24 protein-coding genes are annotated in these 26,937 nt (G+C 49.8%); 12 read left to right on the top strand and 12 right to left on the bottom strand.

Annotation, left to right across the window (positions count from 1 at the left end):
• Positions 1 to 149: 149 nt before the first annotated feature.
• The 4 genes from NC981_RS14240 to NC981_RS14225 form a co-directional block, all read right to left on the bottom strand.
• Positions 150 to 1,934, bottom strand: a complete 1,785-nt coding sequence (locus NC981_RS14240) for an ATP-binding protein (RefSeq protein ID WP_348243553.1) — start codon at positions 1,932 to 1,934, stop codon at positions 150 to 152.
• A 307-nt stretch (positions 1,935 to 2,241) separates the two neighbouring features.
• Complete coding sequence (locus NC981_RS14235; RefSeq protein WP_348243551.1) at positions 2,242 to 3,192, bottom strand: DUF1517 domain-containing protein; 951 nt, start codon at positions 3,190 to 3,192, stop codon at positions 2,242 to 2,244.
• 168 nt (positions 3,193 to 3,360) lie between these two features.
• Positions 3,361 to 3,564, bottom strand: a complete 204-nt coding sequence (gene thiS / locus NC981_RS14230) for a sulfur carrier protein ThiS (protein ID WP_348243549.1) — start codon at positions 3,562 to 3,564, stop codon at positions 3,361 to 3,363.
• Entirely contained in the window at positions 3,561 to 4,619 is a 1,059-nt protein-coding gene (locus NC981_RS14225) for a thiamine phosphate synthase (RefSeq protein WP_348243547.1), read from the bottom strand. The genes thiS and NC981_RS14225 overlap by 4 nt, the downstream gene beginning before the upstream one ends.
• 290 nt (positions 4,620 to 4,909) lie before the next feature.
• Here NC981_RS14225 and NC981_RS14220 point away from each other — a divergent pair, with 290 nt between their 5' ends.
• Positions 4,910 to 6,739: a DUF1565 domain-containing protein gene (locus NC981_RS14220; RefSeq protein ID WP_348243545.1), complete on the top strand. Its 1,830-nt coding sequence runs from the start codon at positions 4,910 to 4,912 to the stop codon at positions 6,737 to 6,739.
• A 705-nt stretch (positions 6,740 to 7,444) separates the two neighbouring features.
• On the opposite strand, the gene NC981_RS14215 is transcribed toward NC981_RS14220, so the two are convergent.
• Entirely contained in the window at positions 7,445 to 8,662 is a 1,218-nt protein-coding gene (locus tag NC981_RS14215; RefSeq protein WP_348243543.1) for a geranylgeranyl reductase family protein, read from the bottom strand.
• Positions 8,663 to 9,320: 658 nt separating this feature from the next.
• Between NC981_RS14215 and NC981_RS14210 the strand changes: the two genes are divergently transcribed.
• Positions 9,321 to 10,472, top strand: a complete 1,152-nt coding sequence (locus NC981_RS14210) for a response regulator (protein WP_348243541.1) — start codon at positions 9,321 to 9,323, stop codon at positions 10,470 to 10,472.
• Between the two features lie 5 nt (positions 10,473 to 10,477).
• A complete protein-coding gene (locus tag NC981_RS14205; RefSeq protein ID WP_190379209.1) occupies positions 10,478 to 10,951 on the top strand; it encodes a hypothetical protein in 474 nt (157 codons plus the stop codon).
• Here the strand turns inward: NC981_RS14205 and NC981_RS14200 are convergent.
• Positions 10,948 to 11,469, bottom strand: a complete 522-nt coding sequence (locus tag NC981_RS14200) for a pentapeptide repeat-containing protein (protein WP_348243539.1) — start codon at positions 11,467 to 11,469, stop codon at positions 10,948 to 10,950. The two genes, NC981_RS14205 and NC981_RS14200, sit on opposite strands and share 4 nt — an antisense overlap.
• Positions 11,470 to 11,509: 40 nt before the next feature.
• Positions 11,510 to 12,889 (bottom strand): LCP family protein, encoded by a 1,380-nt coding sequence (locus NC981_RS14195; protein ID WP_348243537.1) that lies wholly within the window; start codon positions 12,887 to 12,889, stop codon positions 11,510 to 11,512.
• 473 nt (positions 12,890 to 13,362) lie between these two features.
• On the opposite strand from NC981_RS14195, the gene NC981_RS14190 reads away from it, so the two are divergent.
• Positions 13,363 to 14,424, top strand: coding sequence for a mannose-1-phosphate guanylyltransferase (locus NC981_RS14190; protein ID WP_348243535.1), 1,062 nt, complete (start codon positions 13,363 to 13,365; stop codon positions 14,422 to 14,424).
• A gap of 86 nt (positions 14,425 to 14,510) precedes the next feature.
• On the opposite strand, the gene NC981_RS14185 is transcribed toward NC981_RS14190, so the two are convergent.
• Positions 14,511 to 15,344 carry a retropepsin-like aspartic protease gene (locus tag NC981_RS14185; RefSeq protein WP_348243533.1) on the bottom strand — a complete coding sequence of 278 codons (834 nt, stop codon included), beginning with the start codon at positions 15,342 to 15,344 and terminating at the stop codon, positions 14,511 to 14,513.
• Positions 15,345 to 15,469: 125 nt separating this feature from the next.
• Between NC981_RS14185 and carA the strand changes: the two genes are divergently transcribed.
• The 6 genes from carA to NC981_RS14155 all read left to right on the top strand — a co-directional run bounded on the left by carA (position 15,470) and on the right by NC981_RS14155 (position 19,850).
• Positions 15,470 to 16,627, top strand: coding sequence for a glutamine-hydrolyzing carbamoyl-phosphate synthase small subunit (gene carA, locus NC981_RS14180; RefSeq protein ID WP_348243531.1), 1,158 nt, complete (start codon positions 15,470 to 15,472; stop codon positions 16,625 to 16,627).
• Positions 16,628 to 16,699: 72 nt separating this feature from the next.
• The gene (locus NC981_RS14175; protein WP_190379304.1) at positions 16,700 to 17,071 is read left to right on the top strand and encodes an anti-sigma factor antagonist; all 372 of its coding nucleotides are present in this window, start codon (positions 16,700 to 16,702) and stop codon (positions 17,069 to 17,071) included.
• Positions 17,072 to 17,233: 162 nt separating this feature from the next.
• Positions 17,234 to 17,596: a ribonuclease III domain-containing protein gene (locus NC981_RS14170; RefSeq protein ID WP_348243942.1), complete on the top strand. Its 363-nt coding sequence runs from the start codon at positions 17,234 to 17,236 to the stop codon at positions 17,594 to 17,596.
• 20 nt (positions 17,597 to 17,616) lie between these two features.
• Positions 17,617 to 18,552: a hypothetical protein gene (locus NC981_RS14165; RefSeq protein WP_348243529.1), complete on the top strand. Its 936-nt coding sequence runs from the start codon at positions 17,617 to 17,619 to the stop codon at positions 18,550 to 18,552.
• A 35-nt stretch (positions 18,553 to 18,587) separates the two neighbouring features.
• Positions 18,588 to 19,412 (top strand): 23S rRNA (guanosine(2251)-2'-O)-methyltransferase RlmB, encoded by an 825-nt coding sequence (gene rlmB, locus NC981_RS14160; protein ID WP_348243527.1) that lies wholly within the window; start codon positions 18,588 to 18,590, stop codon positions 19,410 to 19,412.
• A gap of 156 nt (positions 19,413 to 19,568) precedes the next feature.
• Positions 19,569 to 19,850, top strand: a complete 282-nt coding sequence (locus NC981_RS14155; protein ID WP_348243525.1) for a DUF1816 domain-containing protein — start codon at positions 19,569 to 19,571, stop codon at positions 19,848 to 19,850.
• 55 nt (positions 19,851 to 19,905) lie between these two features.
• On the opposite strand, the gene NC981_RS14150 is transcribed toward NC981_RS14155, so the two are convergent.
• Positions 19,906 to 20,745, bottom strand: a complete 840-nt coding sequence (locus NC981_RS14150) for an alpha/beta hydrolase (RefSeq protein WP_348243523.1) — start codon at positions 20,743 to 20,745, stop codon at positions 19,906 to 19,908.
• A gap of 78 nt (positions 20,746 to 20,823) precedes the next feature.
• On the opposite strand from NC981_RS14150, the gene NC981_RS14145 reads away from it, so the two are divergent.
• Both NC981_RS14145 and NC981_RS14140 read left to right on the top strand, forming a co-directional pair.
• Positions 20,824 to 21,462 (top strand): DUF2996 domain-containing protein, encoded by a 639-nt coding sequence (locus tag NC981_RS14145; RefSeq protein ID WP_348243521.1) that lies wholly within the window; start codon positions 20,824 to 20,826, stop codon positions 21,460 to 21,462.
• A gap of 109 nt (positions 21,463 to 21,571) precedes the next feature.
• A complete protein-coding gene (locus tag NC981_RS14140; protein WP_190379219.1) occupies positions 21,572 to 22,156 on the top strand; it encodes a DUF99 family protein in 585 nt (194 codons plus the stop codon).
• On the opposite strand, the gene NC981_RS14135 is transcribed toward NC981_RS14140, so the two are convergent.
• The 3 genes from NC981_RS14135 to NC981_RS14125 all read right to left on the bottom strand — a co-directional run bounded on the left by NC981_RS14135 (position 22,147) and on the right by NC981_RS14125 (position 26,909).
• Positions 22,147 to 23,121, bottom strand: a complete 975-nt coding sequence (locus NC981_RS14135; RefSeq protein ID WP_348243519.1) for a glutathione S-transferase family protein — start codon at positions 23,119 to 23,121, stop codon at positions 22,147 to 22,149. The genes NC981_RS14140 and NC981_RS14135 overlap by 10 nt on opposite strands.
• Positions 23,122 to 23,340: 219 nt before the next feature.
• A complete protein-coding gene (gpmI, locus tag NC981_RS14130) occupies positions 23,341 to 24,939 on the bottom strand; it encodes a 2,3-bisphosphoglycerate-independent phosphoglycerate mutase (RefSeq protein ID WP_348243941.1) in 1,599 nt (532 codons plus the stop codon).
• A gap of 251 nt (positions 24,940 to 25,190) precedes the next feature.
• Entirely contained in the window at positions 25,191 to 26,909 is a 1,719-nt protein-coding gene (locus NC981_RS14125; protein ID WP_348243517.1) for an ABC-F family ATP-binding cassette domain-containing protein, read from the bottom strand.
• Between the last annotated feature and the right edge of the window lie 28 nt (positions 26,910 to 26,937).

The raw sequence follows: 26,937 nt of genomic DNA, 5'->3' as shown, positions 1-26,937 counted from the left end.
TTAACAAAAAACCTGTCTGAAGCCGGAGATTCGAGCAGGTGGGAAAAAATCAATAATTCTAGACCTTGCACCTTACAATTCAGTCTAGTGACTTCCTCTAGAAAATCAATCCTGAACAATCCGATCGCTCCCCAAATAGCGGATCATTTTCAGCTATGCTCGATCGCCGAAAGTACCTGCATCGGTAAGTACACGGTAAACTTTGAGCCAACCCCAACCGTCGATTCAACCTCGATCGAACCTCCATGTAGCTCGACTAATTGCTTGGTGAGCGCGAGTCCTAACCCCGTTCCTTCATACTTGCGGTCATACGACGCATCTAACTGCTGAAACTTCTGAAACAGAAACGATCTCTGATGGCTAGGAATGCCAATTCCCGTGTCTTCGACTTGTAAGACTGCGGCTTCTCGGCTAATTCTGACGCGCATCGTGACGCGACCTTGCGCTGGAGTGAACTTAATCGCATTGTTGAGCAAATTGAGGCAAATTTGCTGAACTCGCTGTGGATCAGCTTGAAATAGAAAGTCTTGCGATCGCTCTATGGCACTTTGAGAGCGTTGTGGCAGCAGTTCTAGCGATAGTTCTACCTGTTTCGCATCGGCTTTATCCCGTAGCAGTTGAATGGTTTGCTGAGCTAGGTCAGCGAGGGAAAATCGTTGAATTTGCAGAAGCATTCTCCCCGCTTGTACTTCTGACAAATCGAGAATGTCGTTGATAAGTGTCAGCAAATGTTCGCCGCGACCTTGAATCGTTTGGAGATATTCCCGCTGCTTTTGGGGAGCCAGTGTATAACTGACATCCTGGTTATAGCAGCGTAATAGCGTTGAAGCCATGCCGATAATCGTCGTGAGGGGAGAGCGTAGTTCGTGACTCATCGTAGCGAGAAATTCTGATTTAGCACGGCTAGCAGATTGAGCAGCGATCAAAGTATCTCTCAGTTCTTGAGTGCGATCGATAACTTGCTGCTCTAGCGTGTCTTTCTGCTCTTCTAGTTCGCTGTAAAGTTTTGCTTGATAAATGGCAATCGCGAGGTGTTCGGCGATGCGCTGAAGCAGGACTTTTTCGCGATCGTTCCACTGACGAGGCTGTTGGCACTGATGCACAATCAGCAATCCCCAAAGCTCATCTTGTACAACGATCGGAGTGACCAGTTCTGCTTGCATATCGAGTGAGAACTGATCCAACAACGAGGCAACCGTTGAGGATTTATGTCCGTTCACTGTCCAGGTAATCGATTCGTGCTGAGTTTTCTGAAGACGCTGTAGACTGGCAGCACTATATTCACTCATCACATGCAGAATCGAAGCAATCGCGTCACTACTGCGGGACTCATAGGTAATACCATCCAGCTTCTGAATCATGCCGTCAGCGATCGAGCTTGTCATCGGATCGATTGCACAAGAAGGAGCCGGAAAGTTGAATTGATAAATGATTACACGATCGGCTTGCAGAAAATCGCGCACTCGGTGAACTGCGGTTTCGAGAATCACAGGCAGATTTAAGCTGTGCCGAATTAAAGTCGTGACCTGGCTCAGTAGGCGTTCTTGCTCGACTTGATGAAACATTGCAGCATCCGGTGCAGGATGGGACAGCAGTTCGATCAGTTTTAGTGTGAATTCACTTTGGCGATCGCTGTTGTTTTCCTGTAGCTCGAATGAAAAGGTAGGCGGATGGCTTAAAGTACTGAGAAAGTCGGCGATCGCAGCAGGCGAAAACGATAGTTCTAGACAACAGTGCTCTGAATCTAGGGGTGCTCCTAGCAGCAAGGCGCTAAAGTCGGGCGATGCTACAAGAACAAAGCGAGAGGCAATTTGAGGAAAATTGGCTTCTGTCAATACGATCGCATCTGATCCAACCATCTGTTGGAGCAAGCTTCCGACTTGGTTAAACACAATCCAGGAAGAAGTTTGACTCAGGTTCTGGAAGCTAGGCATATCCGGGAGAGCAAGCGGCAGGTTTAGAGGAAGCGATTGACTCTATTACACTGCGGGGTGTTGAGCATCGTCCGTCGGAAGTGTTCCTTTATTATCAGTCTGATTTCAGGCGACCTGGACTTTATGAAGGTTCCCTTAATGTGATGATTACTCTGTCTGTAATTCTAAATAGATCGTAATACCAATTTGATTTATGAGTTTTGCGCCCGATTGATCGCTGCGGAATTTGTTTTTGAATCGGTATCAAAACAGGGAGAAATTTTTGACACAAAAAAGGGGCGAATCATTCGCCCCTTTTCTCAATGGCTTAAACCATCTTTAAGTTCGGATACTCTGCCAACAGATCATCGCGAGTCAGAACATCACCTTCAGCTTGCGGAGTCCATAGCACTTCCAAAGCTAGAAGCTGATCGCTTGAAACACTACCCAACTGACCCAGCGATCGTCGCAGGTCTTCAGCACTATTAATCTGTGGAAGCTGCAACTTACCTTGAGTTCCCACCAGCAGTGTTACAACAATGTACTCGCCGGAAGTCTCTGATAATGCGCCACCTTTTTCTGCAACAGTCAACGCACTCGATGAAGCAGGTTTCAGTTGATTGTTTACGTTTGAGAGGGTTTCTGCATTGAACTTGCTGCGCTCAGATAACGCCAGACGATTGAACTCTGCACCTGCGGCTTCAAGTCGAGCTTGGCTCGATTCGGCAATGCCGTACACCCAATACTGAGGATTACGCAACAGAGCCAGCGTCACTTCTTGCAGCACTTGAGCCAAGCCTTCCGAAGTCTCAGTGTCAGCGCGTTCACCGATGCGATCGAGATCGGCTTTCAGTTCCCGTGCTTGAGCTAGCAGCCCGACTTGGACTTTCGCTACCGAAACGGTCGAAGAGCCGTAATCCAGTTCGCCATCGCTGCTAGCGCGGCGGAAGCTGTTGACCAAGAAGCCTGCAACCGAAATCAAAATGAACAGCGAGAACACGCCACCCAGTCCGCCTCCAGTGCCAAAGAACGGGAAATAGACAAACGGGAAGAACCCACCGCCACCGGGGTAATAGCCACCACCGTAACCGCCTCCAGGTGGAGAATAAGTCCGGCTGGGAGGCGAATAGCTCCGAGCCGGCGCTCTAAATGAGCCGCCACCAATCCGTCCACCGCTTGCTGCCAACGCACCATCCGCATGACCAAACGCCAGCGTAATCACTAGCGCCAGTGCGATCACCAGACGGAGCAAGGCTTTAAATCGTTTTGAAATCTTCATAAATCTTTCCCCTATCGCTTCCAGACGGAGAGAAGTCAGGTTCAGCCGTCCGGCTTGTCTTAACTCTTTGTTACAGAGTTTTAAGCTCACAGATCTACTGTATCGCTTTCAATAGAGGTTGCAAATGTCCTAAGCGATACGTTTTAGGAGAGATTTCCGTACTAGAAGTTAGCCGCCACCGACGATCGTCACGATCTCTAGCCGATCGCCGTTTTTCACTTCGGTTTCGTCCCAAAACTGGCGATGCAGGATTTCGCCGTTGTATTCGACGGCGACTAAGCGGGGATTTAGCCCTAACGATTCGAGAAATTTCGGCAGCGTTAAAGCTGCCTCACAGGTTTGAGTTTCTCCGTTCACTTGTAGCGTGATCATGTCTCCCCCCACGGATCAGGCGTGGTGTGCGCCCGAAATCGGCGTTTTTGCTCTAATTGGGCGACAAAAAACTGGGTCGCAAAGGTGGGCTGGTCGGCTTGCATAATCGCTCGCACCACAGAAATGCGATCGGCTCCGGCGGTTAACACTTCATAGACATTTTGCGTATCAATCCCACCGATCGCATACCAGGGAATCGAGCAGTGTGCGGCTGCGTATCGCACATAGTCTAAGCCTGCTGCGAGTCTGCCTGCTTTTGTCGGGGTTTCGTAAACAGGCCCGACTCCAACATAGTCGGCTCCCTGTGCGATCGCTTGCTCTAATTGCTCTGGGCTGTGGGTCGATCGACCAATAATTTTGTGTTGACCGAGCATTTGGCGTGCCCACTCTAGCGGCAGGTCGTCTTGTCCGAGGTGAACGCCGTCAGCATCCACGGCTAATGCCAGATCGACGCGATCGTTGACGATAAATAGCGCGTTATATTCCCGGCACAACTGGCGTAACTTTTGAGCATTCTTGAGCCGGACAGAATCGTCTGCTTCTTTATCGCGATACTGCACCAGGGATAGTCCACCTTGTAGGGCTGCTTCTACGGTGCTGAGTAGGTCGTCGGTCGGTGAGGTGATGAGGTACAGCCGTGCAGATTCTAATTGCTGACGGCGCTGGATCGAGAGTAAATGGCTTTCGAGCGTGTAGACTTGGTAGCGCATTTGTTTGACCGCGCTTGCCATCTCCGATCGATAGACTTTGCCATATTCTTCCAGCACTCGAAGTGCCTCTTCTACGCGGGCAAAATTCACTTGTAGCACTTGTTCGACGCTAGTGCGGACTGCTTCCTGGGGATGGGTTAAGTCGGTGCCAGGATCATCCGGGGTATTTCGAGCCGCACGCAGTTCTGACTCATGCCAGTGGGCGAGTTCTTGCCGCCAGTCTTTGCACTGTTCGGTTAACGTGGCATCCTCTAAGCCAAAGCGACACCATTCCTCAATCACCCGTAAGCCTTCGCGGGCACGATCGAGGTTCGCATCTAAAATTCGGTATAGTGCTGGCTGCATAAGGGGTTGAAACTGCGCTGAATTGCCCATTCGATCAGTCCTATTGATTGTTTATCGTATCAGGGGTGCGAGACCTAACGCTTTTATAAAGAATCTTTAACTATCTGTCAGTAGATTAACTGAGAGAATTTCATCCCAGCGTGGTAATTTACGTAGAAATCGCCTCTTGCTCAAGGTTCCAGTAGTTCTACAGAGGTCGATTTAGATTTCCTATGTAGACTGAAATCTCTGTAACCGATCCATTTGCGTGCGCCATGTTATCCGAACAAGCCGTATGTAGGAGAACAACTGTGAATCGCCCTTTTCAGCCCCGTTTTGCTTTCTCGGTATTTGCTGTCTTTAGTGTATCGGGACTCGCTGCACCGCTTGCCAGTGCAAATCCGATTCCTGATCAGATGATTCGCTCGACTGGCTCTGTAATTTATGTGAATCCCGCGATCGGTAGTGATAGTGCGTTGGGTCAAGCGAATTCTCCGCTTAAAACGATTACGGTGGCGCTCGATCGTGCGGCTCCAAATTCGACGATCGTTCTCTTACCTGGAGTCTATAGTGTCGAAACTGGGGAGGTTTTCCCGATCCAGCTTAAACCGAGCGTCACGATTCAGGGTGAGCCTCGCGATCGGGGACAGAATGTGGTGATTCGCGGCGGCGATATGTTTTTGAGTCGATCGTTTGCGCGGCAGAATGTCACGATTTTGGGGGCGAATGGGGCGACTTTAACCGGAGTTACAGTAACCAATCCGAACCCGCAAGGATATGGACTTTGGACAGAATCGAGTAGTCCGGTGGTTGTGGCGAATACTTTCGCCGGGAGCAGTCATGACGGCGCTTCGATCGTAGGCAATAGCGCTCCGATTCTGAAAAACAATTATTTCCACCAAAATGGTGCAAACGGCATCACAATTTATGGCACTTCACGCCCTGAGCTTCAAGAGAACATTTTTGAACGGACTGGATTTGGCGTAAACATTTCTCAAAATGCGGCTCCGAGGCTGATCGGCAATCGGATTACTCAGAACAAAGACGGCATTGTGATTCAGGGTAATGCTCAGCCGATTTTGCGAAACAATGTGATCGACAGTAACGATCGCGATGGCATTGTTTCGATCGCGCAGTCTCGTCCGGATTTGGGTACTTCGGCTGATCCGGGTAACAATACGTTTGTGAGTAATCGTCAGTTTGATGTCAATGCTCAGAGGACGACGCAAACGGTTCCAGCCTTTGGGAATCAACTCTCTGCCCGAACGATCGGACGGTTGGATTTATCTGGAATTGACAACACTCCACCGATTACAACAAATATTGCGTCTTCGACTGGGTTCGGACAGGCGCGACCTTTGACCAGTCTGACTCCGATCACCATTAATGCCAGATCTCCAGTTGGTCGTAGTCGTTCCGCCTCGGCTTCAGGCGCGATTGAGATTCCGGTTCCAGCTCCGATGAGCAATCCGACTCCTGTGGTGCAGCGCCGAATTGCACGACCGGCGTTCCCGCGCCCAATGAATTTTGGACAAATGGATTCTGGACAAGTGGATTCTGGACAATCTGCACCCCTGCCGATCGCACGATCGACGTTTGCACGCCCAATGGATTCTGGGCAATCTGCATCATTGCCGATTGCGCGATCGGCGTTTCCGCGTCCGACTGAACCGAGACAAAGTGCGTCGCTCCCGGTCGGGCAGAGCATTCTACTGCCGGCATCGGCGTTTCCTCGATCAGCGACACCAATCCAGATCAATAGCATCTCGCGATCGCCGGTCTCGCAGCCTTCTGCGTTTCAGGCTCGGCGCGCTGTTCCAGCAGGACTCTTACCTGTGCCTCGTGCTGTGCCGCCGATCGGGAATACACGCGGAACGACGGTGCGGGTTTGGCGAGGAGGGGGAGCGCGGAGCGCAGCGGTGGTGAGTCAAGCGGCGAGTTTAGGGTTTCGGTTTCGGGTGATTGTGAGAGCGAATACGGATATTGAACAGTCGCAATTGCGATCGGTAGTTCCGGGTGCGTTTTCGCTGCGGGGACGGAATGTGATGCAGGCGGGTGCGTTTCGCGATCGCACCGAGGCAGATGAACTGCTGCAAGTGCTGATGAGTCAGGGATTGCAGGCGGCGATCGAGGGGATTTAACGATCGGTCTGGGAGAGTTTTTCGCTGCGGCTGAGTCGGGTGATGTCTCCTCATCTAACGTCAGTTCGACGAGTTTTCCTGCTTCGTTTTACCGGCTTCTTGCCCCCTAAATCCCCCATTCTGGGGGACTTTGAAGGTTGGAAAACTCCCAATTTTAGTTTTGTTTTCTAATACCAGATTGATTTGTGGATGCGACAGATTCTCGCCCCCTAAATCCCCCATTCTGGGGGACTTTGAGTATGATCTGTCGCATTCTATGTTTAATTCGGTATAAGTCCCCCACTCGTGGGGGATTTAGGGGGCTAGCAAAGGCAATCAACGAAGCGGATAATTTTTATCGAACTCCGTGAAATCGACTAGGACTTCGGACGATTGTGATCTGATGCACTATTCCAGTGGTCACGATCGCTATTTCAGTGATCCGTTGCACTGTTTCAGTTCACGCGATCGCTAAAACAGTTCACGCGATCGCTATTTCAGTGATCCGATGAGCTATTTCAGTTCACGCGATCGCTAAAACAGTTCACGCGATCGCTATTTCAGTGATCCGATGAGCTATTTCAGTTCACGCGATCGCTAAAACAGTTCATCGATGAGCTATTTCAGTTCACGCGATCGCTAAAACAGTTCACGCGATCGCTATTTCAGTTCATCGATGAGCTATTTCAGTGATCCGTTGCACTAAAACAGTGCAATTCTTCAGTCCTACCAATTAAACGCTGGAAAGAAGTTCTCCCCGACCGATCGCTTCAACCGCTTCATCGCTCGACCCGCCATCTCGGTAAACAACAACTCCCCGCACAAAAGCTGCGTTGCATACCGCGTCGCCTTGTCATACTTCACACCGTACTTGTAGCAAGCCCCCGTCCACTGATAGAAAATCCGCGCCAAATTCAACGCCGCATCGAAATTTGCCGCAAATTCCGCATGAATACGATTCGTGTACTCATCGGTTGCCTCATCAATAATCGAATCTGCCGCGATCGCACCACTCTTCACCGCGTGTAAAATTCCATCACCAAACAGAGGATTAATCAACCCCGCCGCATCCCCAACGAGTAAAATTCGTCCTTCATGCAGTCGCTCTTTTCCACCCCAAATCGGCAACGGATGAGCATGGAACTTCAGTGCATCCGGGTCGTATTTCACACCCAGCGCATCCATATAATCCAAAATCGTTTGCTTCAACTGAGCGGGGAGCGCGCGATCCTTTCTTGCATCCAGCGAATTCGGACGAAACGCACCTGCCCCAATATTTAAATGATCACCCTTCGGAAAAATCCAGCCATAGCCGCGTTTAACTGCCCCATATTCTAAATGAGCAATATCCGGACGCAAATCCGCATGACCCTCGCCCCATTGATGCGGATGCTCAATCTCCATCGCCAGCGCGATCGTCGGCTTCTTCCTTAGCTGTGTTGCCTTCACCACGACTCCGTTTGCGCCATCTGCGCCGATCACATATCGCGCCTTTGCGGTAAATTCACTGCCTGTCTTAAAGCCTTGCGCTCTCACGATCACGCCATTCGATTCTGGCTCCACCGATCGCACCGCAATCCCATCCCTTAACTCGGCTCCAAATTTCAGCGCTCTCTGCGCCAAAACCTGATCAAAAATCGGGCGCTGCACCATCCACAACGACAACCGCTCATCTGTCGATCGTGGATTCATCAAGCCCAAATACGCATCCTCAAACTTCCAGGTGTGCCGCATCATCGTCACATCCGACTCCACAAACGCCTCCGGAGCCAAATCTTGCAGTTGATCCTGCATCACCATCGGCATTCCACCACCGCAAGTCTTGTGACGCGGTAAAAACTGCTTTTCCAGCAGCGCCACTTTCAATCCTGCTTGAGCCAACTTTGCAGCTGCGATCGTTCCAGACGGGCCCGCACCGCAAACAATAACATCGTAATTTTGCATGAGCGATCGGTAAAATTTCGCTTTCTAGCCTAATCGAAAATCGCTTCCTACAGTAGCGGATGTCGTGCCAACTCTGACTCCTGTAGGGGCGACCCTGAATCAGTCGGGGAGTGGGATGTCGTTTTAGCGTTCCCAACTCAAACTCGATCGCTGTTCAGCCTGCTCAATCACTTCTCAGTAATTCCAGGGATCGATTTCTAACCAGTAATATTGCTCTGAATAGCAAATTAATACGGAAACCTAACCGTGAATCAGCTTCGTAGTGCTCAACATAATGACCTTTAAGCTATATTAAGCAACCGCTTTAGAGATAGAATCGGATCTATCTCAGGGACAACCTTTCTACACAGAAGTAAAAGTATTGAATTTGTGCAAATAAACTGATGTAAATTTAGCGATGTTTTTATGAAAAAACAGTAGAAGCTTTCAGGATTCTAGGTTTCTGGCTAGAAAGATCATGAGTCTCTGCAACTGATACAGCATCTTTAAGATGAAATTTTTAAGGTGACATTCCACTTATACAGAATGTTTTGGCTAACGCTAAAAAGCGGTTTCATCTAATGAGCAGCACAGCTAATACCTACCAGAAAAATGACCGGATTAGTATAATACCGCTAATTTTCCAGCAAATCTATCTTCAGATTTAGTCAGCCGTGCAATGACTCGAAAGAATAACCCTCAATCGCTGCAACCGACGCTAAGGGAAGATTTGATGCAGATTTTAGTCATCGAAGACGAAAGGGACGTGCGCCTCAATATTGTTGAGATTTTGGCTTCTGGAGGATTCGACTCGCTGAATGCAGACAATGGACGAATGGGCGTAGAACTGGCAAAAGAACGATCTCCCGATCTGATCTTGTGCGACATTAAAATGCCCGATTTTGACGGCTACCACGTTCTAGAAGCCCTGCGGCAAGATCCCCAAACCGCTATGATCCCGTTCATCTTTCTCACGGCAAAAGCGGACAAAGCCGAAATTCGGCACGGCATGAATTTAGGAGCCGACGACTATCTTGTCAAACCGTTTCGGCGCGTCGAATTGCTCGATACGATCGCGGCGCGCCTCAAACGCCATCGCGCCCAAGTCGAAATTCAGAAGAAAGTCGATCAGCTCCAACAGCTCAACAGTCAAAAAAACGATCTGCTCAACACAATTACGCACGATCTCCGCGCTCCACTCACCACGATTAAAGTCGCGCTGCAACTGATGGAAGCCGTGCCCGAAAATCGAGGGCAATATACCGAAATTGCGCTGACTGCCTGTGAGCAAGGCGAGGAGCTGATTCAAAATCTGCTTGACTTATATCGACTAGAGGCGGGTGAGGCATTATCTCCTGCAGAACCGCTCAACTTAAAGGAACTGATGCGCTTAACGACCGAGGGGTTTCGAGTGCGAAGCCGCGAGGGTCAGCAACGCTTCAGAGTCAATTTGCCAGAAACGCTACCCACGATCGTAGCCGATAGCATCAGCTTACGACGCATCTTGGTGGAGCTGCTCAACAACGCTTGTAAGTACACCGAAAGCGGCGGCGAAATTTGCTTTCGAGTGGATGAAATTGCCCGCTCAACTCGGAGAACCGTGCTGAGATTTACGATCGCCAATCAAACCGAAATTCCCTCGCAGAGCCTACCGCAGATTTTCGACAAGTTTTACCGAGTTCCGGGTCGCGATCGTGCGCTCAAAGGTGGAACAGGGTTAGGACTAGCGGTGGTGAAAAAATTGGTTGACCAACTCCAGGGCACGATCGCGGTCAAAAGCGAAGCGGGTTGGACAACTTTTGTGGTTGAGCTTCCTTTCGAGGCGCTTTGAGTGCGATGAGCAAGGTTTTGATTCTCGGCATTTCTGTAGGTTTGATCGTGGGTCTATTGTGGGCGGGGGCGCACTTTATCGACTCGATCGGTGAACTGGTTCATTTCAATGCTCGTCCTCAATCCGATCGAGTGGTTTGTGAACTCACCCGCGAACCACTCATCGGCAAGCTAGAAACGCAGCAGTTTGATAAATCCCGGTTGCGATCAACCGCAATCCAGCGCAACTCTAATCAAATTCGGCTTGCTTTAGTCACACAGTCTGGGGAGCAAATTCCACTCACCCGCAATTGGTCAATTAGCAACAATCAGCAGCTATTGCAGCAGCGGGAATCCCTCGATCGCTTTCTTGCTGACCCGAAGGCGACGACGATCGAGATGCGAACGCATCGCCCCGGCTATCTTTGGGTTATTCTGGCGGTGTTAATTGGAGCGATCGCCCTAGTTGGGAAAATTGCGCTACACCTGATCAAACCTTAGCGACAGCCTAAACTTTCGCGGCTGTCTACTCCGGTTGTGGGATTCGTCCCAGCCGCACGTTTACACAATTGCGTTATCGTGTAGCGATCGAGGATGGCATCGGTAAAGTCAACCCCTGTAATGTCCGCCTCATCGAGAATGCTATTCGTCAACGTTGCACCGACTAAAATCGCATTCGTCAAATTCGCTTTGTAAAGCGTGACGCGATCGATCAGCGATCCTTCCAAATTTGCGCCGCTCAGATTTGCACCCAGTAAATTCCCCTTGGTCAGCATTGAATTTTTCAGGTTTGCCCCCTGAAAATTTGCCTCCCGCATCTCGGCAGCGACAAACACCCCGCCCTCAAAATTTTGGTTGGAAAAATCCTGTCCAGTGAGTTGAGCATTGGCGTAGTTGAGAAACCTCGTCTCAGCGAATGCCGGATTTGCCGCCAGCAAAATCCAAAACCAAGCCAGTGCGACAATCAACAGAGCGTAAACGATACGCTTTACCGTGCGGGGAATTGGAACAAGAAACATCAGACCAGCGTGAACGAAAGAGCTACCATCAGCCTAACGCTTACTGCGGGAGTTTCGATCGCTGAGCTTGCCAATCATCCCCAATCCGAATCGTCAAATCCGAGTCGAGTTCCCCAGTCGAATTGGCTTCAACGTTGCCAAATCCCAGCGCACTTTGCAGCACTTTCGCACCCTGAAGATCGCCGCGCTGCACGATAATTTGCGTTTTCTGCTGTGGGTCTTGCCAATTCTGAGCCTGATAAACATTCGTATATCCAAGCGTTTCAAGATACTGAGCAAACTGAGTTCCAGCCTTCGGATCGCCGGACGCATTCTGAACGGCAATTTTGAGATTCGCTAAGGGAGCTTCCAGTCCGGTTTCCGTTGCGGCAGACTTGAAATATTCCTGCATCACGCGATCGCGCCCCTGCGTATCCATCATCCAATAGCTGGCACGAAATTCATTCGGAGCGCTAAACCGACCCGGCAACAGCACCATCTTGAAATCATCTTTGTCGAGCTTCTGCCCAAAATTCACCAGCGCCAGCATCTCTTCCATCGTCAGATTCGTGTCGATGTACTTCTGCATCAAGCTGACCAACCTGGGAATGCGCGGCAAAACCATTGGGCTGGTCAATTTCGATCGCAGCGCTTTGATTAATGCCTGCTGCCGCTGTACCCGTCCAATATCGCCGATCGAGTTATGCCGAAATCGAGCAAACTGCTCTGCTTTTTCTCCGTCTAGCGTCTGCCAACCGGGTTTGAGATCAATTTTGAGCTTTTGCGTGTTGTCGGTGTACTGCATCGCTTCGGGCACATACACTTCAACTCCACCAAGCAGATCGACCAGTTCGCGAAACGCATCGGTACTGACGCGGACATAGCGATCGATCTGCACTCCATTTAACGCCTGACTCACGGTTTCTCGCGCTAAAAGCGGCCCACCGCTGGCGTTGGCTTGATTGATCTTGGTGACTCCCACGCCCGGTATTTCAACTTGAGTATCCCGTGGAATTGACAGCAAACTCACCGAATCATCGGTTGGATCAACTCGGAGCAGCAGCATCGTATCACTTCGACCGGAGAAGATTTCGCTTGAACCCGCAGGAGCATCCAGCACGCGATCGATCCCCATCACCAACACATTCACGGGACGAGACACTTTGTACCGAAACCCACTGCTCCAAAAATCTCCGAGCAATCTTCGCCCCTGGTCTGGAGCGACACCGGGAAGCGGGGCGATCAGCGCCAAGGTGGTTCCAAGCGTTGCCGAAATCGTCGCGGCTCCCAAAAATCCAGCAATCCAAAAGAGCGATCGTGCGATCGCAGGCTGCTTAGGAGAGTTCACAGGCGCGATCGGGACGGCAGGGCGAGATTGAGCGGTCAATTTCTCAGTCGCGCTAGACGGATCTAGCGTAGATGGTCGCTTAGACTCTTTCACTCCGTTCACACCTCAAAAAACTTCGCTCAAACGCTCTACCAAGCTGTTCGTCGTTATCCTAGCCAGAAAGTTTCTAATTTTCTTCAGCTTTTGGAGATATTCTCTCCTGCCAAACTAAGTAAATTAATTAACACTTGAATTATCACTCGGTAGATGAAATTCTGAGCAACCAGGCTTGGGTCATTCCAGGGAATTCTACACTCCCCTTCCGACATTCGGCTAGTGTTGTCTATCAAAATTGCACGATTTGGGGTCAAAGAAAACCGCATCTTTCGCATCTGCCAACCGAAGGAGCATTCTCAGAGTCAGGCAAGCTGCCTGATTCCCACGATAAACCTTGAATATTGCTGATCCGCCTAGACCGATTGGGGAAGAATGAGAAGAGTCCGCAAAGATAGTAATCAACAATATACGAATAGTCGTGAATTGATTAAAATCTGAGCGTTGTTCTAACCCCAATGGTGTGACGCGATATGACCCCATCTCTTGTTCCGATTATCCTTGCTGGCGGAAAAGGTGAGCGCTTTTGGCCCCTCAGCCGCAAACACCGTCCAAAACAGTTTCTCTGTCTAGATGGCAGCGGACGCAGCCTTCTACAAACAACCGCCGATCGCTTACTTTCGACCGCAGGCGATTGGAGCAATCTTTGGGTGGTGACGGCTTCCCATTTAGCCGATGGGGTGCGTGAACAGCTTCCCGACTTGCCGATCGAAAACATCCTAGTAGAGCCAGAGGGGCGCGATACGGCTCCGGCAGTGGCGTGGAGTACGATCGAGGTTGCAAAGCGCTACGGTGAGGACGTTGTAACCGGATTTTTTCCAGCCGATCACTGGATTGCAGAACAAGACATTTTTGAAGCGACGCTAAAAGCCGCAACAGACGCAGCCGTCCAAAATGCAGCGATCGTCACTTTGGGAATTGCGCCAACTCATGCAGCAACGGGATATGGTTACATTGAGCAGGGTGAAAAGATTGGAGTGTACGACGATTATCCTGCTTATCGAGTCGATCGCTTCACAGAAAAGCCCGATCGCGAGACCGCAGAAGCATTTGTTAGTAGCGGACGGTTTAGCTGGAATGGTGGCATGTTCGTATTTCAAGCAAAAGTGATGCTTGATCAGCTGCACAAACACGCCCCAGAAATCATTCAATTATTAGAAGAGAAAGGCATCGAAGCATATTCAACTGTTCCTAAACTTAGCATCGATTACGCGGTGATGGAAAAGACCGATCGTGCTTGTGTGCTGCCAGTGCGCTTTAGCTGGGATGACTTGGGCGATTGGGGAGCGATCGAGCGTTTAATGAAGTCCGATAATCCAAATGTGGAGTTAGGGCAGCATGTCGGGCTGGATACCAGTGGCGCGATCGTTTATACCTCAGATGATGATGAAGTGGTGGTGACGATCGGTTTAGAAGACACAGTGATCGTTCGCGATGGCAAAGTGACGCTGATTGTGAAAAAAGACCGGACGCAAGAAATTAAATTGGTGTTGAAAACGATTCAGGCGCGATCGGAATTTCAGGATTTGTTGTAAAAAATCCCAATGGATGTAGAGGCGCGATTAATCGCGTCTCTACATCCTGGTAACGATCAATTGATGTGCAACACACCCAAGGGGCATCACAACACATTACACTGCCGAAATTCGACATGATCCCGACTAATCGAAATATCGCAATTGCCAAAGAAATCATGACCGAGTAACCCCACATCCAACGGGCCGATCGACACCGGAACCTCGCGAATCGTACTCCCTGCAACGGTGATCGACTGCACCACCGCAACTCTCACCGTCGTCACACCTGCTGCGGTCATCGCCTGAGCCTCACCGACGACCCTAACTCCCAATCGCCGCGCCATTTCCGCCGTGATCATCGTCGCGGATGCTCCCGTATCAACCATCATTTCATAGGGTTGATTGCCGTTAAAAACCACATCGATCACAGGAATACGATTCTTGCGATACTTAATCGGGACTCGAATCCCTTGCTCTTTTTGAGCCGCGATCGCGCTTAGTTCCTCGGCTGAAATTGCGCGATCGATGCGAATGCCTGGATCTTGCGCGGCGATTTTTTCTTTTCCGGTGCGTGCCGCTCGATCTTCCGTTCTTGAAAGGGCTTGCTGAAATTCAGAGAGTTTTTGATTGGCTCGCTTGCGGTTTGGATCAGATTTCGGCACTTGTTTGAGCGCTGCGATCGCACTCTTCCACCGACTCGCAACCAGTTGCCAATCCTCCGGAGACTGCGCCGATTGACTGATCGTGCGGGCACTTGCCGCTCGATCGAGCGCCGTTTGATAGAAATCTTCAGTCGGTGCCGCAGGAGTGGCGGCCGTTTGAACCGGAGAAGACGAAACCTGTGGAGAAACTCGCTGCGTCGATCGCTCCTGACTACACCCCGCTGCAATCGCCGCGAACACGATCGCCGCCCCAACCCAAACACCAACTCTGAGCATACTGAGAATTCCAAGGACTCAATCCTGACCGTCTTAGAGTTCCCTAGAATTCTTTGCAAAAGCTTAGAGACCCCTTGCAACCCGCAATAGACATGATAATAATGATGAGATCTTTGTAATTGACTGTGTTTATGTCCTCTGCTCAACCTGCGTTACTTGTGCTGGCTGATGGCACAACTTATCAGGGTTACTCGTTCGGTGCAACGGGAACCACGATCGGAGAAGTCGTGTTCAATACCGGAATGACGGGTTATCAAGAAGTCATGACTGATCCAAGCTATCGGGGTCAGATTGTGACATTCACCTATCCAGAACTGGGCAATACGGGCGTAAATCCCGACGATGAAGAATCCGACGTGCCGCATGTCCGGGGCGTGATTGCCCGAAATATTTGCGAACGTCCGAGCAACTGGAGATCGACGCAATCCCTGCCCGACTATCTCAAACAGCACCACTTACTCGGCATCTACGGCATCGATACTCGTGCCCTAACGCGAAAACTACGATCGGCGGGTGCAATGAACGGCGCGATTTCAACCGAAGTGCTCGATCCCAGCGAACTGCTCGAACAAGTGCAGAACGCACCGAGCATGGCAGGATTGAACCTCGTCAAAGAAGTTAGTACGACCCAAGTTTACGAATGGTCAGAAAAAACCGAGACGATTTGGGAATTTAGCCCGACTGCTCTGAGCCTTGAAGACCCGATGACTGTGGTTGCGATCGATTTCGGCATCAAGCGCAATATTCTGCGACGGCTTGCGAGTTATGGCTGCCGTGTGATCGTTGTTCCGGTCAACACTCCGCCTGAAGAAGTCCTTAAGTATAATCCAGACGGAATCTTTCTCTCAAACGGGCCGGGCGATCCGGCTGCTGTCACCGAGGGCATCGAAACTACAAAAGCACTCTTGAAGGCTGAGAAGCCCGTTTTCGGGATTTGTATGGGACACCAAATTCTCGGCTTATCACTGGGTGCCGAAACCTTTAAGCTTAAGTTCGGACATCGCGGCTTGAATCAACCCTGCGGTCTGACCCAGCAAATCGAAATCACCAGCCAAAATCACGGTTTTGCGCTCGCTGCCGATTCGCTCCCGGATGCCTCGGTCGAAATCACTCACCTGAATCTCAACGATCGCACCGTTGCCGGATTACGGCATAAAACCCTGCCGATGTTCTCAGTGCAGTATCATCCGGAGGCGAGTCCTGGGCCACACGATGCTGATTATCTATTTGAAAATTTCGTGCGATCGATGCGCGAACATAAACAATCAGAAATCAGGCAATAGAAAATATTGCTGCAACGGTGTATACTGGAGCGTCAAATTAAATTTAGAGTTTAAACGCGGTAGGAGGGGGCTATTCCTGAGCAACTAACCCTAACAGTCAGTCTTCGGGGCACACGCGAAGTTAGGGACAATACATATCAACTCTTTCGCCTCGTCGGGCAACTTGATGCTTTTTCTGAACCAACCTTCCGGAAGGTTCTGACAAAATGCGTTGAAGATGGCCCTAAACACGTCATTTTAGATCTGTCTAAAATTGACTTTGTTGATAGTTCCGGTCTGGGCGCTTTGGTGCAAGTTGCCAAAAAAGCGCAGCAGGCATCGGGAACCTTACAGATTGTGACGAATGCGCGAGTCACACAGACGGTCAAGCTTGTTCGTTTAGAACAATTTTTGGCGCTGCAACCGTCCGTGGAAACCGCTATCGAGAATGTTCAATCTGCCTAAGTCGCATCATCTCAGAAAAGAACCGCTGTCCAAATGGTTGGATAGTCGGTTTTTTTCGTAGTCTGTTACGATAAAAAAGCGTCTTACGGAGTCGGAAAAGATGTGATCTCATCGAATGAGTTAGGGGTTCTAGAATTATCTACAGGCTTGCCTGCGCCATCGATGTCTGAGATCCAGCGGCTCTCTCCGGCTGCGTTCGCGTATTTAGGCGATGCGGTTTACGAACTGTATATTCGGAGGCGTTGTCTGTTGCCACCGAAGCGTTCTGAAGTCTATCATCAACAAGTTGTGTCGAACGTGAGGGCAGAAACCCAAGCCTTGCACCTGCGATCGCTCATGCCCCATTTAAGCGAGTCTGAACATGAGTTTCTCAAGCGGGGACGCAATGCTGCTGTAAATCGCCCAAAACGACTTGACCCCGAAATTTACCAACACGCCACCAGCCTAGAAGCCCTAATTGGCTATCTGTATTTGACTAACCCTGCCCGCTTGTTTGAATTGTTAGGGTTTCTCAACCTTAAGTAAAAAATTAGAAAAAGCGAGATTTGACGAGATCGCTTTTCTTTGTCGTCTTTTTGCCTGTTCCTTCTGCCTCTTCAACCAGGATTAAATTACTATGGCTACTCCCAATAACCGCAACGCTGGCTCACAAGGTCGGTCAAATCGTGACTTTGGCGGTAAAAAACCCAATTTCAAAAAGTCGGGCAATCCCAAACGCAACAGCGAGGGAAGCTTTGATCGCCCTAAAACTGACGATCGCCGATTTGAAAAGCGCGACCGCAACTTCGATGGGGATCGAGATCAGCGCAGTGCCGGTGCTGACGGCTCTAATCGGGGTCGCTCAGACTCAAGCGGTGAAAGACGCTACGAACGCAAAGAAAGAAGTTTTGATCGTCCCAGAAACGACGATCGACGATTTGAGAAGCGCGATCGTCCTAGAGATGATTTCAATGGAGAGCGGCGCGGACGGGATTCTGATCGTCCGAGGGGCGAATTCAACGGAGAACGAAGAGAGCGGAATTTCGATCGCCCCAACGGCGAAAGACGCAGCTTCGATCGTCCAAAAGGCGAATTCAACGGAGAACGAAGAGAGCGGAATTTCGATCGCCCCAGCGGTGAAAGACGTAGTTTTGATCGTCCGAAAGGCGAATTCAACGGGGAACGAAGAGAACGGAACTTTGATCGCCCCAATAGTGAAAAACGCAGCTTCGATCGTCCGAAAGGCGAATTCAATGGAGAACGAAGAGAACGGAACTTTGATCGCCCCAGCGGTGAAAGACGCAGCTTCGATCGCCCCAGAAGCGAATTTAACGGGGAACGAAGAGAACGGAACTTTGATCGCCCCAATGGTGAAAGACGCAGCTTCGATCGCCCCAGAAGCGAATTTAACGGAGAGCGGAAGTTTGATCGTCCTCGAAATGACGGCAGTGCGAGATTTGAGAAACGCGATAGCTTCGCTCCCCGCAAGCCTGACCATTTAGCGGAGCAAGCCCGCGATGATATCCCGCAGCATTTTGTGTCACATGATGAGCCATTTGAAAGCAACGAAGCTCCCGATCTAATCTATGGTCGTCATCCGGTGTTAAGTGCGCTGCAAGGGGAGCGATCGCTTAATCGCATCTGGATCACAGAAAAGCTTCACTATGATCCCCGCTATCTTTCATTGCTGAATCAAGCGAAAGCAAACGGAACAGTCATCGATGAAGTCACACCAAAGCGATTAGATCAGCTAACACATGGTGCAAATCATCAGGGGATCGCAGCGCAAATTGCAGCTTATGAGTACACTGATCTTGGTGATTTGATTGTTCGTGCGAAAGCTGCAACCGATCAGCCTGTGATCGTGGTTGCAGATAGCATTACCGACCCCCACAACTTAGGCGCAATTATCCGGACAGCTGAAGCGTTAGGAGCACAGGGAATCGTGATTCCACAGCGTCGTGCGGTGGGCGTAACTTCGACTGTGATGAAAGTGGCAGCAGGCGCGATCGAAAAGCTTCCCGTGGCTAGAGTGGTCAATCTGGCTCGTGCGCTGGAAGATCTCAAGGCGGCTGGATTCTGGATTTATGGCACAGCCTCCGAATCAAGCCAGCCGATTCATACGGTCAAATTTGCTAAAGCCTCGGTGTTGGTTGTTGGTGCAGAAGGGGAAGGTTTAGGATTGATGACGCAGCGCGGGTGTGATGTACTGGTTTCGATTCCACTACAGGGCACTACGCCTAGCCTCAATGCCTCAGTTGCAGCAGGAATGGCACTTTATGAGATGTACCGTCAACGCTGGGAGAACACCATTCATCTGGATGGATTTAAGACATCGATCGGATTGAAAAATCAAGTGTGACGGAGTATAAAGAGACTTGAACTCCGATTTGGAGCATCAAGCACAACAATCTCCCAGCATTCTGTTGCAAGATTGAATCTGATGCACTGGTAGCTTTCCCCTCTGACGATGTTCGCCGCGGATCGCAGGTCGTTCTTTGATTGAATTAGCTAGCTTATGAATGAACTCTTGACAGGTTTTCTTAGCTCGATCGGTCTTGCTTGGTGGGTTGAGATCACGACTGATAGCCCCCGATGCGTCTACTATTTCGGCCCTTTTCCCAACAAGAAAATGGCTCAAAGTCACCAGTCGGGCTATCTCGAAGATTTGGAGCGCGAAGGCGCGACCAACATCAAAATCATGATCAAGCGCTGTAAGCCCTCGAATCTCACAATTTACGATGAGAAAGCGGATGCGGGGTTTAACAAGATGCCCGGTGTTTTGAGCGGTCAGTATTAAACATAAGCTGGCAAAGCGCTTGGGAAAGACGCGATGTGCGATCGCGTCTTTCCAGCTACTGACACACTTCGGACTGATACACTTCGGGATGTCGATCGAGCCATTGATCGATATCCGTTAGAATTTGATTCGGAATTTCCCACGGCAGCAGGTGTGCTGTGTCGGAATAGACTTTACATTCACAGTTCGCCAGATGTTTTGCGGTTTCAAGACTTGACGCTGCGGTAATGTGGCGATCATGTTCACCCGCTAACATCAGCACCGGACAGGTAATCTTTTCAAAGTTTTGCACTCGATAATACCCTTCGCTTAGTGCTGCATTCAGCGCTCGATTTGCAGCGACTGAGGTATTCAGAAAAGCATAGACTGCATCACTCGCGATGTATCGGTAGGTTGCGGGGGTGTGTTGCTGAATGAGGTGCCGGAAGAGCGATCGCTTTGCAAAGGTGTCAATATTCCAGCGCCATCCAGGTTTAATCACATTCAACAAGGCAGCGATCCCAGTATAGAGATTGTCTTGCAGGTTAATTCGAGGATGATTTCCCCAGGGGCGCGCAGACGTAGCAACGAGAATCAAACCGCTCACTTTTTCGGGGAAGCGGGCGGCAAGTTCGAGCGCAACAATTCCACCGAGCGACCAGCCGAGGATTAAGGCACGATCGATGCCGTACTGCTCCAACACCCCTTGCAAATCATCCAGGTGATCGAGCATAGCAAAATTGGCGCGGGTTTTTGACTGACCATAGCCGCGTAGGTCGGGCGCGATCGTTTGAAACCGCTTTGATAAATGTTGAGTAAATACGCTCATACTGCGACCCGATCCCGGATGTCCATGTAGACAAACGATCGGATAGCCCGCTCCATCAATCCATACCTTTAAAGAAAATCGATTCATTTCTACCCCTAATTCTCAACGTTCGCTTCCCGCTCTCCGATATCATGAGAGACGAATACTCGCAAACAAACTGGTGTTATGGCAACGGAAGAAACCAAGCCTCAAGGCGAATCGGAACTCCCCCCGACGGTGGGCGAAAATGTACCCGATGTCGTCAAAGAAAACCTGCATGGGGAAGATGTACCCACCACCACGGAGATTCCGACGGCAAACGCACCTGATCCCACTGCCGTAAATGCTGGAGATAATCCTAACGCAGCGAATCCCGCAACCGGAAAGGCTCCAAAAGAAGATGCGGGAATCAAGCCTGCGAAGGCGAAGAAAGAAAAGGCTCCAGGCGTTGAGGATAAGCCTTTCGGTGACTTTATTCAACAAGATTATTTGCCTGCTTTGAAGCAAGGATTAGAGAACCTGGGAACGCGATCTCTGGAACTGCATTTCGAGAAGCGCAAGATTCCGATTAAGGGTTACGACCAAGCGCCGGAGTGCTGGCAGGTAATTGGCAAATGGCAACCGAGCTATAAGCAATTGCGGGAATTTAATATCTATTTTTTCGATGAAAATATCAATGGTTTGAAAGGATTTGCTTGTGCAGAGGGCGATCGTCTTAGCACTCTGGAATCTTTTTTGATTGATGAGCGCAAAGTTACGCTAGAGCTGCTGGTGTTTGGTACAGTTCAACGCCTGAACGGTCAGAAGTGGTTAGCTCGCAACTAAGATGAAAGCTTAGAAAGCCCTCGATCGTGAGTTTACGATCGGGGGCTTTTTGCGGGGTTCTGGCGATCTGCTGATCTATTCTGGTGGGGAAAAGCTGAAGTAGACTGCAATGGAGCTAGAAGCATTATTAGAACAGCGTCGATTGATTCGAGCGATCGGGTTTGATGATGCACCGTTTATCCGCAAGTCCGGAGAACCTGTGTCGATCGCGGGCGTGGTTTGTGCCGGGACACGATTTGAGGGGATGTTGTGGGGACAGATTGAGCCTGATGGTTGGAATGCCACCGAGACGATCGCAAACATTCTGTTAAACAGTAAGTTTTTACCCCAAGCTCATATTGTGCTGCTCGACGGGATTTCGCTAGGGGGCTTTAATGTGGTGGATTTGCCTGCATTATCGGGTGAGATCGATCGTCCCTGTGTGAGCGTAATGCGTCGCTATCCGAAGTTAGAGAAGGTTGAATACGCGCTTAGACGATTGCCAGAGCCAGAACGCCGATTAAAGTTGATTGCGCGAGCGGGGGAAATCTATCAATCGCCGCCATTTGTGTTTCAAGTTCAGGGTGCAGCACCGGACACGACAGCGCGAGTGTTGGCGAGATTAACCGATCGGGGTCATGTTCCCGAAGCCTTAAGATTAGCGCATCTAATTGCTTCGGCTGTTATTAACGGCGAAAGTGGTCATCAGGCGTAAATCCGATCCCGGTTGTGAGGTGCGAGTAAGTTTTGGGAATCGCTATCGATCGGAATGATCCCACCTGGATTAAGCGGAAATAGATTACCGTAATAGTCTCGTTTTATCGCTTGTAAGTCGCACGTTTCCGCAACGCCAGGAAGCTGATAAATATCTCGAACATACGCGCCTAAATTTGCATAATCTTGAATGCGGCGGCGGCTACACTTGAAAATGCCGTAATAAGCAGCATCAAAGCGAAATAGCGTTGTAAAGAGGCGAATATCTGCAAGCGTTAGAGTATCACCACAGAGGTAGCGATTTTTTTCTAATGTGTTGTCGATCGTATCCAGCGTTGTAAATAACTCGTTGCAAGCGGATTCATAAGCAGCTTGTGTTTGAGCAAATCCACACCGATAAACGCCATTGTTGACTGGATTATAAGTTTTTAGATTCCAGCGATCGATCTGATCGCGTAATGCTTCTGGATATAAATCAATTTCTGGATGCGCTGCAAATTCGTTCAACTCAGCATTGAGCATCACAATAATTTCAGAACTTTCATTATTGACGATCGTATTTGTTTCACAATCCCACAGCACTGGAACGGTCGATCGCCCTGTATACCCTGGTTTTGCTAACCGATAGAGTTCCGTTAAAGTAGAGCAGCCAAACTCAGGTTTCTCTAAAATCCAGCCGCCATTCTCCGGAGAAGGAGAGACGATTGAGACCGCGATCGCGGCTTCCAATCCTTTCAGCGATCGTGTGACTAAGGTGCGATGCGCCCAAGGACAACTCATTCCCACGAATAGCTTATAGCGTCCTGAAGCGGCGGGGTAATTCTCTGATCCAATGCGATCCCGAAACTGGCTTTCAGGACGAGTATAAGCACCAGACGCATCACGCGGCGCAAGTTTGGACATCATAATCCGCCACATCGTCGTCCAAACAAAACGCCCTAGTTGAATGATCAGCTTTGGAGGCATAGGATGAGACCAGCGCAATAATTCAAATTATGGATAATAAGCCGAAAAATGTAATTGATGTTGATGCTGGAACTTTATTAGTTGTTGCGATCTCAGTTCTACTGATCCCGCTATTGCTGGCAGGCTTCTTGTCGCAATAAAAACCGATCCCCTCTGTAAGACTGAATCCAATTTACAGAACCCAATCCGACAAAGGGGACAGATTAGTGCGAGAGCCGATTATCGTGCAATTTTCACCGGAGTCCGGTTTGCTCTGACATCAAACTCAGCTTTCTGAATCAGCGATCGACCCGTCATTTCTTCAGGAATCGGTAGTCTCAGAATATCGAGAATGGTTGGTGCGACATCCGCTAATCGTCCATCATCTCGTAGTGACACTTCAGTTCCATGTCCCGGAATCTTTAAACCTTCGCCTTCCACCAAAATGAAGGGAACGGGGTTTGTCGTGTGAGCTGTCCAGGGATTGTGATTTTCGTCGTACATCTGTTCAGCATTCCCGTGGTCGGCTGTGATCAACGCAGTTCCGCCGGCGCGATTAATCGCTTCGAGCAAGCGACCCAAACATCGATCAACCGTTTCAAGCGCCGTAATCGTCGCTTCGATCTGTCCTGTATGTCCGACCATATCAGGATTGGCGTAATTGAGAATGATCATTGAGTAGATACGTTTCTCAATGGCTGCGATCGCGCCTTCGGTAACTTTTTCGGCTGACATCGCAGGTTTTTTGTCGTAGGTCAGCACCATCGGACTTGGCACCAGTTCCCGATCTTCTCCGGGGAAAGGCTCTTCTAGCCCACCGTTGAAGAAATACGTCACATGAGCATATTTTTCCGTTTCAGCGGTGCGGAGTTGGCGTAATCCATGCCGCGCAACGACCTCGCCCAAAATGTTGTTAAAGTTCTGTGGCTCAAACGCAACTTTGACCGAAAGCGAAGGATCATACTGCGTAAAAGTGACAAACGAGAGCGGCGAAATCTGTGATCGCTCAAATCCATTGAACTTGGGATCAACGAATGCTTGAGTGAGTTGACGCGCCCGATCGGGACGGAAATTGAAGAAAATTACCCCGTCTCCCGGTTCCACGGCTCCCGGTGCAATCCGCACCGGTTCGACAAACTCATCGGTTACACCTGCCGCATAGGAAGCCTTCAGCACCTCGATCGCGCTTTGCCCAGTGCCTTCGCCGCTCTCGGTCATGACTTTATAGGCTTTTTCAACCCGATCCCAGCGACGATCTCGATCCATTGCATGATAGCGACCACTAATCGTCACAATCCGACCGACACCGAGACGATCGATTTCTAGCTGAAACTTTTGGATCTCTGATAACGCTGACATCGGCGTGGTGTCGCGCCCGTCGGTAATCGCGTGAATGCAGACTTCTTCGATCCCTTGTGCTTTTGCAAGTTCTAGCAAGCCGACCAAGTGCGAAATGTGAGAGTGAACCCCGCCCTCTGAACACAAGCCCACGAGATGTAACTTCGTCTGGTGCGAAGACACTTCCTGGCAAATTTCGACTAATTTTGGATTTTGCAGCAGGCTTTTATCTTCGACTGCATCAGAAATTCTGACCAATTCTTGAGGAACGACGCGCCCTGCGCCTAAATTGAGGTGTCCGACTTCCGAATTGCCCATCTGACCGTCTGGCAATCCGACATCTTTTCCAGATGTGCGAATTAGCGTGTGAGGATACGCTGCCCACAAGCTATTCATGACTGGCGTATTGGCTTGCGCGATCGCATTTCCATCGCGGCTCTCGCGGTAGCCCCAGCCATCCAGAATAACAAGCACCACAGGAGAAACAGGCGGTTGCCCCATATTGTTCTGCCCTTTCACTGAAATATTCTCCGCAAATCATACCATTGCTATCGTGACCATTCCCTTTTCCATGCCCCTGAAGATTCTTAATCAGTTATTTTATTAATGATTTCTTAAGAATCTTATCAGTTCAACAAATCACAGCAGGGAATTCACCCAACAATAAATGGCTTGCTATCAGTCAACATTCTCATAGCAAACCATCGATCGCAAGTTCTTATTTTTTGAATAGTAGCGGGTTTCGCCAAAAATTACGCGCTTTTTTGAGCTTTTTTTTCCTTCTCTTTGGCTTTTTGTTTAGTGCGTTTTTCAGCAACTTTCGCGGCTTTTTCAGCCTCGATTGCAGCTAGCTTTGCTTTCTCTTTTTCTTCAGCGATTTTCTCTAAATAATAGTGGTAATCGCCTCGGTACAGGCGGAGTTCACCGTCTCGAATCTCAACAATTTTATTTGCAGTTTTCGAGATGAAATAGCGATCGTGCGACACAATCACAATGCTGCCATCATAGTTCTGAATGGCTTCTTCCAGCATTTCTTTGGCTGGAATATCTAAGTGATTGGTCGGCTCATCAAGAATGAGTAAATTGGCGGGTTGAAGCAGCATTTTTGCCAGTGCCAGCCTCGCTTTTTCGCCACCGCTGAGCGCTTCTACTCTCTTAAAAACGGTGTCACCACTGAACAGAAATCGCCCTAAATGTGTACGAACTTCCTCATTTTTCCAGTCCGGAACTTCATCGTGAATCGTGTCGATCACGGTTTTGTTTAGATCTAGCGCTTCGGCTTGGTTCTGCTCGAAGTAACTGGGAATTACATTATGATCCCCTAACTTAACGGTGCCCTCGACAGGTTGTTCGCTTCCGGTCATCAGATGCAGCAGCGTTGATTTTCCGGCTCCATTCGGCCCTAAAATCGCGACGTGATCCCCACGTTCGATGAGCAATTCTGCCCCTAAAAATAGAATTTTATCGCCATACATATGCGTGAGATCTTCGATGATCACCACTTCGCGACCGCTTCGAGACGCAGGCGGAAAACGGAAATGTAGGGTTCTGACATCAGAATCGGGAGCTTCAATCCGCTCGATTTTGTCGAGTTGTTTTTCTCGGCTCTTTGCCTGAGTGCTACGGGTGGCGCTGGCGCGGAAGCGATCGACAAACGCTTGCTGCTTTTCTAATTCCTTTTGCTGCCGCTCAAAGGCACTCAGTTGCGCGTCTCGTTGTTCTTGCTTTTGTTGCAGATAAGCGGAGTAATTGCCAAGGTACGTTGCCGATATGCCGCGCTCGGTTTCTACAATTTGGGTACAGAGGCGATCGAGAAATTCGCGATCGTGCGACACAATCACCATCGGAGTCGATAATTCCTTGAGGTAGTTCTCCAGCCATTCGATCGTCTCCAAATCCAAATGGTTGGTCGGCTCGTCAAGCAGCAGCAGATCCGGAGATTGCAGCAGAATTTTTCCTAAGCTCATTCGCATTTGCCAGCCGCCGCTAAACGCACTGACTAAGCGATCGCCATCGTCAGGATCAAATCCCATTTCGGGCAGAATCTTCTCGATTCGAGTTTCTAAGCCGTACCCGTCCATCGCCTCGAATTGACGCTGCAAGCGATCCATTTTGTTCAGCAGCTTGTCTAATTCTTCGGGGGTCGCGGTTTCCATCGCACAATGAACTTGGGTCAGGGCTTCATGCACTTCGTTGGCTTCCTTGAACGCCCGCCAAAATTCTTCGCGCACGGTTCGAGTTGGGTCGACTTCAAATTCTTGCGTAAGATAAGCGATGTGCAAACTGGCAGGGCGGATGACTTCTCCGTCAGTCGGTTCGATCTCGCCTGCAATGATTTTTAGCTGAGTAGATTTGCCTGCTCCGTTCACGCCAACCAGACCGATGCGATCGCCCGGTTTAACCTCCCAATTCACATCTTTAAGAACTTCGCCAGTCGAATAAATTTTGCTGACGTGCTCTAGTCGCAACATAAGAAACTCCAAGGGTTAGGAATGCAGG

The sequence above is a fragment of the Leptolyngbya sp. DQ-M1 genome (assembly GCF_039962505.1).
Lineage (GTDB): Bacteria > Cyanobacteriota > Cyanobacteriia > Leptolyngbyales > Leptolyngbyaceae > Leptolyngbya.
This window is presented reverse-complemented; position numbering and strand designations above follow the sequence as displayed.